Source organism: Xanthomonas albilineans (genome assembly GCF_002939705.1).
GTDB lineage: Bacteria > Pseudomonadota > Gammaproteobacteria > Xanthomonadales > Xanthomonadaceae > Xanthomonas_A > Xanthomonas_A albilineans.
In genome coordinates this window covers 1-10,304 of sequence record NZ_MDCB01000029.1, presented here as the reverse complement: position 1 = coordinate 10,304, position 10,304 = coordinate 1, and the positions used below count along the sequence as shown (strand labels likewise).

The following is a 10,304-nucleotide window of genomic DNA, read 5'->3' as shown; positions in this document are numbered from 1 at the left end:
GGTGCGGAAATCATGGCGACGTTCGGGCAGCAGGCCAGTAAGGCGATTGGGGATTACGCCGAGCACAAGACGAACGAAGCGGCGGCCATGCGGCTGCAAGCCGGTAACACCACCGACCCGGATCAAAAAGCGCAATTGCTCGCCCAGGCCGACCAACTGGACAGCCAGTGGGGCGCCAATGGCACGCTGCGGGTGCTGGCGCATACGGCGGTGGGAGGATTGACCGGCGGCGTGGGCGGCGCCGCAGGCGCGGCGGCGGGCACGCTGACGGCCCCGGCGGTGGCCGAGGCGCTACGCAATGCCGGCGTGACCGGGCCATTGGCCGATGCGTTGACGGGTCTGGCATCGACGACGGCGGGTGCTGTGGCCGGTGGTGCATCGGGCGCGGCGACGGCAGGGAATGAGGTGGCGAATAATTATTTGAACCACCAGCAAATTGCTCAACTGCAACGTGAGCTAGACTCATGTTCCACGTCTGGGGGATGCGACGAGGTGGTGCAGAAGTATGTTGCCCTCTCGAAAAGTAACGACCTCGCACTAAAGCAGGCATGTTCCCAGGACCCTTCGGGAAGCGCTTGCCAGCAGGGTGTGCGCGATGCACTCATTTATGTGGGGGATGAGTCTTGGAAAAAAGTTTATCCTTCATTTATGCAGGGGCCTCTGACTATTGATGAGCCTATTCAATTCCGACTGATGGATAATGACATTAAAGATTCACGCAAGAGTACATTGGATCTAGTTTTCAGTGATCGCCAAATCTATGCGGCGATTAATGATATTATGCCGCGTGCGGATTTCTTCGGGGCGATGGCGAGACAGACGGGGGCGGTATGGTTTGCTGCGGCGGAAAGTCAATCTCGCGGAAATTTGAGTGGCCCAGGTTTTGATTTACTGGCGGGTTGGAATAAGTACTGGGGCGCTAGTGATGTCATGAGTGCGTGGCGATCGGCAGCGGGCAATGAAATTATGTCTAATGGATATGGCAATTTCAGCGATATTTATTTTAATGGAAATAAAATGGATGTAAAGGATTGGAGTATCAAACAGCTAGTTAGGGAGCAGATTGATCCAAGTCTTCAGATTATCCATGAGCATTACATTAAAGATATGACTCAAGCTACGATCTATTTGATGCAAAAAGCAGGTCACGTCGATAATCTTTTAAATCCAAATGATCGTGTTAATACGGGTTGTGTGAATATGGGCTATGGGAAAGGATGCGGCGATGCTTATTTGAATGGGAATTCCGGGAAGTAATTTTAACTTAACTTTATGTGGTGGGATTTTCTATGATAATGGGTGGCGCAAGTTGGGAAATATTATTTTACATATTCATTGTCGCCTCCATCTTTTTGGCGACAATATTTATCCCATTATATTTTTTATTTAGACGCCTAAGGGTGATGGTTTCATTTTCAATGCAGCTTTATGGCCTTGGCTGCATTGGGCACATCGGATTTTTTTTTAGTACTATTGGAGATTATATTAATCTAGGATATTTTCATTTCGATGTCATGTTCCTGTGGATAATTTCAGGAATTTTATTTTTAATAATATCTGCACTTGGCCCTTTATTAAAGAATAAAGGCTTTCGGATTGTTTATAATTATTATTTTTATTCATTTTTAATTCTCGCTTTTCTGCCCACATTTCTTTTCTTTTTCTGGCCAGGACTACTGTCGAAGCCCCACGGGTGAGTCTGTAAACTGAACTGTGTAACCTCGCTCCTCAAGAGGCTCTGTGGGTCTGTCAAGCCAACTGTGTAACCGATTTTCATCACAGCGCCGCCAGCGGCACCCGTTCCTCGCCGAACATCAACGGGAAGCTCTGCAACGCCGGCTTCCAGTGATGGATGCTCTTCCAGTTCTTTGACGCCTCCCGGATCGCCATGAACAGCGCCTTCAATGCCGCCTCGTCGTTCGGGAAGATGCGTCGGTTGCGGGTGTACATACGCATGACCATGTTCAACGACTCGATCGCGTTGGTGGTGTAGATCACCTTGCGGATCTGCGGCAGGAACTGGAAGAACGGAATGATGTTGTCCCAGTTGCCGCGCCACAACCGCACCACGGCCTTGTACTTGTCTCCCCATTCACTCTCCAGTGCATCCAGTTCCACCGCCGCTTCCTTGGCGTTCGCCGACTGGTAGATGCGCTTGAGCGCGACCACCATCGCCTTGCTGTCCTTGGCGTTGACATAGCGCAGGCTGGCCCGCACCAGGTGAACCGCCCCGGGAAGTTGGGAGGCTGTTTGGTTTGAGTCACGCCGCTTCGGCGTAACGGGCCTGTTGTCGATAGTAAGCCTCTTCGGCTTCTGCTGGCGGAATGTTCCCGATCGACCCCAGCAAGCGTTTGTGGTTGTACCAATGCACCCAATCCAGCGTGGCCAGTTCCACGTCCTGGCCGTTGCGCCACGCGCGCCGGTGGATCACCTCGGTCTTGTACAACCCGTTGATCGTCTCGGCCAGCGCGCTCGGCGACACCTTCCAGCCCACGATCCGCCGCGCATACACGTCGATCACGAAGGCCACGTACACGAACCCAGCCCAAGTCGAGACGTACGTGAAGTCGCTGACCCACAGTCGGTTCGGCGAGGGCGCGTGGAACTGCCGATTCACCCTGTCCTGCGGGCACGGACGCTTGTCGCTGATCGTGGTCTTGACCACCTTCCCGCGCACCACCCCGTGCAGGCCGAGTTCGCTCATCAGTCGCTCCACCGTGCAGCGAGCCACTTGGTAGCCCTCGCGCTGGAGTTGCCGCCAGAGCTTGCGCACCCAGTACACCTGTCGGTTCTCCTCCCATACCCGCCGGATCTGCGGGCGCAGCGCCCGGTCCTTCCACCAACGCTTCGGACGCAGGTTCGCGTCCGCTTCCCGCTGCGCGTGGCGGTAATACGTCGACGGGGCAACCTGCAGCACCTGGCAGATCGGCTCGACCCCGTGGACGTCACGATGTTCAGTCACGAACGTGGTCAGGGCTTGAAGCGGCGGTCGAGCTCCGCCTGGGCGAAATATGCGCTGGCCTTGCGCAGGATCTCGTTGGCTTGCCTCAGCTCGCGCACCTCGCGTTCCAGCGCCTTCATCCGCGTCCGCTCGTCCGTCGTCAGCCCCTGACGCTCGCCAGCATCACGTTCGCACTGCCGCATCCAATTGCACAGCGTCTGCGCCGAACAGCCGATCTTCCCGGCAATCGATTCGATCGCCGCCCACTGCGAGCCGTACTCTCCCTGATGCTCCCGCACCAGCCGAACCGCACGCTCTCTCACTTCTGGTGAATACTTGCTCATGACTCCATCTTCTCAAGAGTTGGAGCCTCACACATTCGCGGGGCGGTTCAATCAATGGTTCCAGTAGGCGTTGGTGGAACAGCCTTGGACCAAGCCACCTGCACTTGTACCGGAAGACTGGCCCTGACTATCACTGAGCTGGAAATACCGAATGAATAGACGTAGCTACTAATGCACTACTTGACTCGTGCCACTCGGTGATAATCCCTTCTGGAATCCAACATCCGAACTGTGGATGGTATCCCGCTACCAATCCGCCGCTACAGCCCTTCGGAGATCGCGCATGTTGCTCCTTGCGCGTCCCTGCGTTGAAAGCTTTTTTTGGGTCGTAATGCAATGAAAAACTTGCTTCGGGATCAACACTTGATGCTGAGGGAAAGAAAGTTGAATCGTAAAGGACGATTCGCTGGCAATCTAGAGAGAAGGGGTGGAGACGATGTTTCTGCTTGTTTGATGATTGCGGAAAGCCATATGCAATCCAGAGCTTTGCCGGCGCCATTGCATGTGCAATATCAAGTGCGCCCCCGAGTTTTTCAGTCTCCTCTTCGTCAAGTTGAAGTAAGGCGACATCATGTTTATCGTAGCAAGACCATCTTTTTCCGGCAAGTCCAATCCGTTCATTATTCATGGAAAGCGCCATGAGGCCGTGATCGAAATAGTGGGAGTTGTAATCGCCGGTTCGATCACATAAAGCGTGTAATGCGGTAACAAGACATGGGCCGCCGTTATCCCGGAGCAAAGTGGCTGTGGCAACAACCTGTACGAGGCGATGAACCATCGTGCACAATGCGACGCAATGCGTCCCCTGCGGGAAGAATGCATGAATGGCCATAGCGGCGGCGTCGATTCTGAGAGCGGCTCTTTTCGCGCGTTGCGCCTCGTCTGAGCAATGCCTGTGCCGTTCCGCGTTGGCGGACAAATTGATAGCTAAATTTCGGCTATACCACACGCCAAGTTCGCGAGCTGTCATTTCCTCAGACATACTGTTGTAGTGATTTTACCTTGCTATCAGAGCATGATAAGCAAAAAGCGATGCAACCTACTTCTCGAAGCCTGACGGAGGTTTCAGCAAGGTCATCGGAGTTACCCCCAGAGTTTCAGCGAGTCGGTAGATGTTAAGCAACGCGATGTTCCGTTGGCCCCGTTCGACTCCACTCAAATAACTCCTGGCAACTCCACTCCCCAAAGCAAGGCCCTCTTGGGACAGGCCCTTGGCCTTCCTGACTTCAGCAAGCCGCAGCCCGAACAGGACGCGGGGATCGGTGGGTTTCGTGACCTTCAGCATGCGGGCAAAGATGGAGCGGAGTCCACTTTTGGGCCACGCCTTATCGGTTCACTCTCTATGAGTGACAATTTCTGGCCCAGCCACTACCATGCAGGGAATGGAGGAGCTCTGCATGGCCGGGATCATACGAACCCTTGGATCAGCGCTGTTGATGACCTTTGCACCGCCGATTGGCGGGATTGCCCTCCTGACGGCGATTGGGGCCGCGCTGACCTGGGCGTTCGCCCCGGCCCGTGAGGGCGGCGGAGCGGCGACCGTATTCGTTGTCTCAACGGGGGCGTTTGCCACCGTTCTCTGGTTGCTTACGCGGATGCACCATCGGGCTCGGCGACTGGTCGAGTCCATCAATGCCGCCAACGGTCTAAATCTCGATCTGCTTCATCTGCTCGGCTATCCCAGCCCGATCTTCGTCGCATTCGACTGCGCCAACAGACAATTGGCAGTCTGTAATGTTACGGCAGCTGTCTATCGTGTCTTCGCCTTCGAGCATGCGCTGCGCTGGTACGCCGACTGGGAGACGCGCGCGCGCATGCAATTCGCAGGGGTAGGCAATTGGGTACAGGGTACCCACATGCGCACGCCCACCTTCACGCCGGTGGAGCGCGATGGGCGTTTTTTGCTCGTACTGGAGGTGGCCGATCTCGATACGCCGCTGCTCGTGTTCCCAATGTCGCAACGAGCCGCGTCAGTCTGGTGCGCCCGACTCGACGTCCCCCCGCTTTCAGTAGCGGGGCTCTTTAGAGTCCGGGTTTCATCGTAGCGGTTTTGGCCGCTAGCTGTTGGGCATAGGCGGCCGGGGTCAGGCCGCCCAAGATCTTCTTCGGTCGCTCCTCGTTGTATTCCCGTCGCCAGGTCTCGATCTCGGTGCGGGCGTGCAGCAGCGTCGGGAACCAGTGTTCGTTGAGGCACTCGTCGCGCAGGCGGCCGTTGAAGCTCTCGATGTAGGCGTTCTGGTTCGGCTTGCCTGGCTGGATCAAGCGCAGCTGCACACCGCGCGCGTGGGCCCACGTCACCATCGTCTTGCCGCAGAACTCCTTGCCGTTGTCGGTGCGGATCACCTGCGGCAGACCCCGTGTCAGCGCCAGCCGATCCAGCACCCGCGCCACGCCATGGCCGGAGATGGCCCGCTCCACCTCGATCGCCACCGCCTCGTGCGTGGCATCGTCGACGATGGTCAGGGCCTTGAGCACCCGGCCCTCGGCGGTGCGGTCGAACACGAAGTCCATCGACCAGACCTGGTTGGCCGCTTCAGGCCGAAGCAACGGTTGGCGCTCGCCCAGCAGCACCTTCTTCCGCTTGCGCCGGCGCACCTGCAACCTGGCCTCTTGATACAGCCGTTCCACCCGCTTGTAGTTCACCGGCCACTGCTCCTGCCGCAGCTTCAGATAGATCATCCCGACGCCGTAGCGCTTGTGCCGCTGCGCCAGCGCCAGGATCCGCTCGCGCAGCTCGACGTTGCGATCCGGACGCGGGACGTAGCGCAGCGCGCTGGCGCTCATCCGCACCACGGCCAGCGCCCGACGCTCCGTGAGCCCGCGCTCCATCAGCTGCCGCACCAGCATCCTGCGCGCCGGTGCGGTCACCACTTTTTTCGCAGGGCATCCTTGATGACGTCGTTCTCGAACATCTGCTCGGCCAGCAGCTTCTTCAGCCGCGTGTTCTCCGACTCCAGCTCCTTGAGCCGCTTGGCCTCCGGCACGCTCATGCCGCCGAACTTGCTGCACCACAGGTAGTAGGAGGCCTCGCTGAAACCGTGCCGCCGGCACAGGTCCTTCACCGCCACGCCGGCTTCGGCCTCACGCAGGAAGCCGATGATCTGCTCTTCGGTAAAGCGCTTCTTCATGTCCAATCTCCGTCTCGTTGGGGATTGGACTCCAAATCGCTGTGCTACTCAAAGGCGGGGGGACGTCGCTTGCGGTTTTCCTCCTCCAGCAGTCACAAGTGCTTGAGCTCAGACGGCCCCAGACCACCGTACTTCTTGCGCCATACGTAAAACGTGGCCTCGGCAATTCCCATCTTCCGACAGATCTCACCGACCGCCATCCCCAACTCGGCCTGCTTGAGCGCATAGGCAATTTGCTCCTCGGTAAACCGTGACTTCTTCATCGCTTGACTCCTCGTGATGACGGGGGCCCATGCCGGCGAAGTCTCTACTTTACGTTGGCCCGGTTTTCCGGGAGTGGGTCAGCCCTCAAGGGGGGCGGCAGAAAACTTGGACGGGTTATGTGGCGAGCCCAAGGTCTCGCTGGTACTCGATGGGGCTACGGGCTCCCAGCGATATCTTGATCAGGTCTGCGTTGTACCAAAGGATGTAGGAGTGCAACGCCGCGATGAAGTCCTCGATAGAAGCCTTCACACGCCGCGTTGTCCGGCGAGCATGCCTTGCGAGACATCGAACGCGCAAGCTTTGCATCAGCGATCCGCGACAGCCATCCAGGCCACCTGTAGTGGGCGCCGCGATCGGAGTGCACGATCGGCCGTTCGTTGCTGGCTGTGACGGTCTCGATGGCTGCGTCCAGCATCGTATTGAAGCGTGCCAGGTCGTCCAGTTGGCGTTGGCAGGCGCGTTGCACCCAGCGGCAGGCCAGGATGTCGCCGGCGACAACGGCTTCGGCATAGCGATAGGCGAGCGTGGCGTAATGGGAGGTTGCTATCGCGCTACCTACCCGACTATGTCCGCCCAGGGATCGTGCTTATCGACCGACTCCTGCGCGACCTGGACGCGTGATCGGGATGCAGGGGTGAACCCCATCTCCGACTCGTACCCCTTCATCTCCAACGCGAGATCCCGGATCACATCCATCAGCGGGGAGCGCCGCAAGATTCCACTGGGGGTCTTGATGATCATGCCGGCGACACCAGATCGGTTGATCTTGGCCAGCGCCTCGCGGTACAGACCTGCGCAATTGGCCCAGCGTTCCAGAACCGTGGCATCAAGGGAAGAAAACAAACCCAGCGGTGCGTTCTCTACCGCATAGGTCCATGCCTCCTTGGCAATGTCAGACATGTACTCCGGGGGGGCACCCAATTGCCCCTCGGGATGGGGCTCATGCGGGTTGGTCCGGCATTTTTGCAGCGTACCTTTGATCTTCTTGATTGCTACAGGCAGAGGTTTACGACCGCGCATAGGTTTTCAGTTCTGAGGTCATGTCCGCGTGACTTGCCGCAGTCCATGGCGTCGCATCGACCTGTTCGATCTGCGCCAAGTCAGCCTTGTAGGCCCTTGCAACGCTTAGCTTTGACACGGATCTGTTCAAAAAAAAGTTTTTCATTTTGCACGCGCGAAAAATTGAGGGGGCGAGCGGTCTTTTGCGATTGCATCGCAAGGATTTGACCCCCCTACCCAGCATCGAGTCCGATGGATGCCCCGAGCATTGCATGAGCTGCCTACACGGCAGTGAACTGAAACGCATCCCCCTTCAGCTTCGCCTCGAATTTCTGAGCTGCCTACACGGCAGTGAACTGCGCGCGGCTATATGCAAGTCATGCCGTTCTTTTCTGAGCTGCCTACACGGCAGTGAACTATCTTTTCTGGTGTTGCTGCACTAGCCGCAGTTTTCTGAGCTGCCTACACGGCAGTGAACCAGCCATCCCCGCCACCTGTTGCAAAGATCATTTTCTGAGCTGCCTACACGGCAGTGAACGTGCACCAGCGCGGCGGCCTCGGTCTGCGTCATTTCTGAGCTGCCTACACGGCAGTGAACGTGGACAAGCCGTGGACGAGCTGCAATCAGCATTTCTGAGCTGCCTACACGGCAGTGAATCGAGCATGCCATGACCGTTGTCATTGTGCATATGTCCAAATTGTCTTGCATCAAGCACCTTCGCGCCCCTGACGCGATTCCTGCGCCGTTTTGAGTACGTGACAGCGATGGCAGATCGCCTGGCAGTTGTTTGGATGATCGGTGCCACCCTGCGACTTTGGGACGATGTGGTCCACCGCCACGGCCGGCGTCAAGCGTCCTGACTGTTTGCATGGCTGGCATAGTCCTTGATCGCGGTGCATGACGAAGGCGCGCAATTTCTGCCACTTCGCGCCGTAGCCACGTTGATGTGCATTACGCCGGTCTTTGTGCCAGCCCACCTTGTCACGTTGATGGTCGGCGCAGTAGCCAGAACCATCCGAAACCAGCTTCCTGCAACCAGGGTGGCGGCAGGGCGTGGGGGCTTTGCGTGGCATTGATGGCCTGTTCAAGAAATAAGCAAAAAATGTGCAAAAACCACTTGGCTTTTGACGTGATTGGAGCGTTCATGCAACCACCAACCAACACATCGAGGACGATTCAAATGACCACTCAGCTCACCCCCGCCCAGCACGCCATCTTGGCCCATGCCCATCAGCACACCGAGGGCAAGATCACGTGGTTTCCCGACAACCTTAACGGCAGCGCGCGCAAAAAAGTGCTTGATGCAATGGTCAAACGCGCACTTATCAAGCAAACCCGCAACACCTGGAACATCGCTTTCGAGGGCTACAAGGCGTTGGGTTTGCCACGCAAGGCGCCAATCAGCGAAAAAGAGATAGATGCCGTCATCGCACAAGCCGAGTCACGCACTCGCGAAAACAGCAAGCAGGCGCAGGTGATCGCCATGCTCAAGCGCCCTGAAGGCGCCACCATCGCGCAGATTTGCGAGAAAACCGGCTGGCAATCACATACGGTGCGCGGCACGTTTGCCGGTGCATTCAAGAAAAAGCTTGGTTTGAACATTATCTCGGATAAAGCGCCTGGTGGGGAGCGTACTTACCGCGTCGAATGAAAAAAACAGGGTGAAATCGGTAGGTTGTTAAGGATTTGCAGAGCATCGGAGAATGCTCAAGAAGAAAACAAAAAATAATCAGAAAATATGCAAAAACAACTTGGATTTCTAGGTGATTAGAGCGTACATACGATCACCAACCAACACGCAGAGGAAGATTCAAATGACCAGCCGAATCACAACATCCCAGCTCGCCATTCTGGCCCACGCCGATGATTACAACGAGGGCAAGATCACTTGGGTTCCCGGCAACGTCCAAGGTGCTGACCGCCAGAGGGTGATCGACGGCCTCCGCAATCGGAATCTGATCAAGAGCATCGGCAATGACTGGTTCATCGCCGACGAGGGCTACAAGGCGCTAGAATTTCCGCTCAAGGCGCTGGCCAGGGTCAAGCCGCGCACTCGCGAAAAATGCGCTATCGATTGATCGAGGAAAAGAAGCCAGGCATTGCTTGGCTTCTTGCTCGGATATTGCATGATAACGGTGACGGTGCGCAGCACCGTCACCGGTTGCTGCAAGGCGAGGGCAGGCGGGGGGAATTTACGCCATCCCTGGCTGCTCGGCCTCCAGCGTTGAACCGAATGCCACACCATCGCTGGCGCGTATTGCGGCTTGCCCGGTGTAGTCCTGCCAGCGGCGCACGATCACGTCGACATATTTCGGATCAAGTTCGATCACGCGCGCGCGCCGGCCGGACTTTTCGCAGGCGATGAGCGTGGAGCCGGAGCCACCGAACGGATCGAGGACGATGTCCTTGGTCTTGCTGCTGTTGCGCACGGCACGCTCGACCAATTCGACGGGTTTCATGGTCGGATGCAGATCGTTCTTTTGCGGTTTCTTGATTTGCCAGACATCCCCCTGATCGCGAGCGCCGCACCAAAAATGATCGATGCCCTCGCGCCAGCCGTACAGGATGGGCTCGTACTGACGCTGGTAATCCGCACGGCCCATCGTGAAGGTGTTCTTGGCCCAGAT

General features: G+C 57.1%; 11 protein-coding genes, 4 pseudogenes, 1 CRISPR repeat array and 1 other annotated feature. Of the genes and pseudogenes, 4 read left to right on the top strand and 11 right to left on the bottom strand.

Annotated elements, in window-relative coordinates:
• The coding region (locus tag XalbCFBP2523_RS16655; RefSeq protein ID WP_343251078.1) for a DUF6862 domain-containing protein at window positions 1-1,257 on the top strand (1,257 nt) is incomplete at its 5' end.
• Between the two features lie 519 nt (window positions 1,258-1,776).
• Here the strand turns inward: XalbCFBP2523_RS16655 and XalbCFBP2523_RS15320 are convergent.
• The 4 genes and pseudogenes from XalbCFBP2523_RS15320 to XalbCFBP2523_RS15310 form a co-directional block, all read right to left on the bottom strand.
• Window positions 1,777-2,253: pseudogene (locus XalbCFBP2523_RS15320) on the bottom strand (IS256 family transposase); the annotation flags it as partial.
• Between the two features lie 7 nt (window positions 2,254-2,260).
• Window positions 2,261-3,285 (bottom strand): annotated as a pseudogene (locus tag XalbCFBP2523_RS15315) (IS3 family transposase).
• Window positions 2,900-3,016: a sequence feature (AL1L pseudoknot), on the bottom strand. It overlaps the preceding pseudogene by 117 nt.
• 130 nt (window positions 3,286-3,415) lie before the next feature.
• Complete coding sequence (locus XalbCFBP2523_RS16470) at window positions 3,416-4,255, bottom strand: hypothetical protein (RefSeq protein ID WP_146084116.1); 840 nt, start codon at window positions 4,253-4,255, stop codon at window positions 3,416-3,418.
• A 69-nt stretch (window positions 4,256-4,324) separates the two neighbouring features.
• A complete protein-coding gene (locus XalbCFBP2523_RS15310) occupies window positions 4,325-4,570 on the bottom strand; it encodes a helix-turn-helix domain-containing protein (protein ID WP_045757473.1) in 246 nt (81 codons plus the stop codon).
• 112 nt (window positions 4,571-4,682) lie between these two features.
• On the opposite strand from XalbCFBP2523_RS15310, the gene XalbCFBP2523_RS15305 reads away from it, so the two are divergent.
• A complete protein-coding gene (locus tag XalbCFBP2523_RS15305) occupies window positions 4,683-5,330 on the top strand; it encodes a hypothetical protein (protein WP_146084115.1) in 648 nt (215 codons plus the stop codon).
• Here the strand turns inward: XalbCFBP2523_RS15305 and XalbCFBP2523_RS15300 are convergent.
• The 6 genes and pseudogenes from XalbCFBP2523_RS15300 to XalbCFBP2523_RS16895 form a co-directional block, all read right to left on the bottom strand.
• A protein-coding gene (locus tag XalbCFBP2523_RS15300; RefSeq protein ID WP_104629999.1) for an IS3 family transposase occupies window positions 5,308-6,413 on the bottom strand; the annotation gives its coding sequence in 2 pieces (ribosomal slippage) (window positions 5,308-6,155 and window positions 6,155-6,413; 1,107 coding nt in all). The two genes, XalbCFBP2523_RS15305 and XalbCFBP2523_RS15300, sit on opposite strands and share 23 nt — an antisense overlap.
• 95 nt (window positions 6,414-6,508) lie before the next feature.
• Window positions 6,509-6,676 (bottom strand): annotated as a pseudogene (locus XalbCFBP2523_RS15295) (transposase); the annotation flags it as partial.
• Window positions 6,677-6,791: 115 nt separating this feature from the next.
• Window positions 6,792-7,113: pseudogene (locus XalbCFBP2523_RS15290) on the bottom strand (IS3 family transposase); the annotation flags it as partial.
• A gap of 119 nt (window positions 7,114-7,232) precedes the next feature.
• Window positions 7,233-7,697 carry a phage terminase small subunit P27 family gene (locus tag XalbCFBP2523_RS15285; protein WP_080928137.1) on the bottom strand — a complete coding sequence of 155 codons (465 nt, stop codon included), beginning with the start codon at window positions 7,695-7,697 and terminating at the stop codon, window positions 7,233-7,235.
• Window positions 7,698-7,944: 247 nt separating this feature from the next.
• Window positions 7,945-8,334: direct repeats of the CRISPR family, unit length 29 nt; unit sequence TTTTCTGAGCTGCCTACACGGCAGTGAAC.
• A gap of 50 nt (window positions 8,335-8,384) precedes the next feature.
• Entirely contained in the window at window positions 8,385-8,702 is a 318-nt protein-coding gene (locus tag XalbCFBP2523_RS17535; protein WP_488175804.1) for an HNH endonuclease, read from the bottom strand.
• A complete protein-coding gene (locus tag XalbCFBP2523_RS16895; RefSeq protein WP_211286569.1) occupies window positions 8,659-8,823 on the bottom strand; it encodes a hypothetical protein in 165 nt (54 codons plus the stop codon). The genes XalbCFBP2523_RS17535 and XalbCFBP2523_RS16895 overlap by 44 nt, the downstream gene beginning before the upstream one ends.
• 34 nt (window positions 8,824-8,857) lie before the next feature.
• On the opposite strand from XalbCFBP2523_RS16895, the gene XalbCFBP2523_RS15275 reads away from it, so the two are divergent.
• Window positions 8,858-9,328 carry a DUF3489 domain-containing protein gene (locus XalbCFBP2523_RS15275; RefSeq protein ID WP_045766147.1) on the top strand — a complete coding sequence of 157 codons (471 nt, stop codon included), beginning with the start codon at window positions 8,858-8,860 and terminating at the stop codon, window positions 9,326-9,328.
• 163 nt (window positions 9,329-9,491) lie between these two features.
• Window positions 9,492-9,755 (top strand): hypothetical protein, encoded by a 264-nt coding sequence (locus XalbCFBP2523_RS15270; protein ID WP_052687955.1) that lies wholly within the window; start codon window positions 9,492-9,494, stop codon window positions 9,753-9,755.
• Between the two features lie 114 nt (window positions 9,756-9,869).
• Here the strand turns inward: XalbCFBP2523_RS15270 and XalbCFBP2523_RS15265 are convergent.
• Window positions 9,870-10,304 (bottom strand): DNA-methyltransferase (locus tag XalbCFBP2523_RS15265; protein WP_146084114.1); only part of this gene is annotated, 435 nt, incomplete at its 5' end.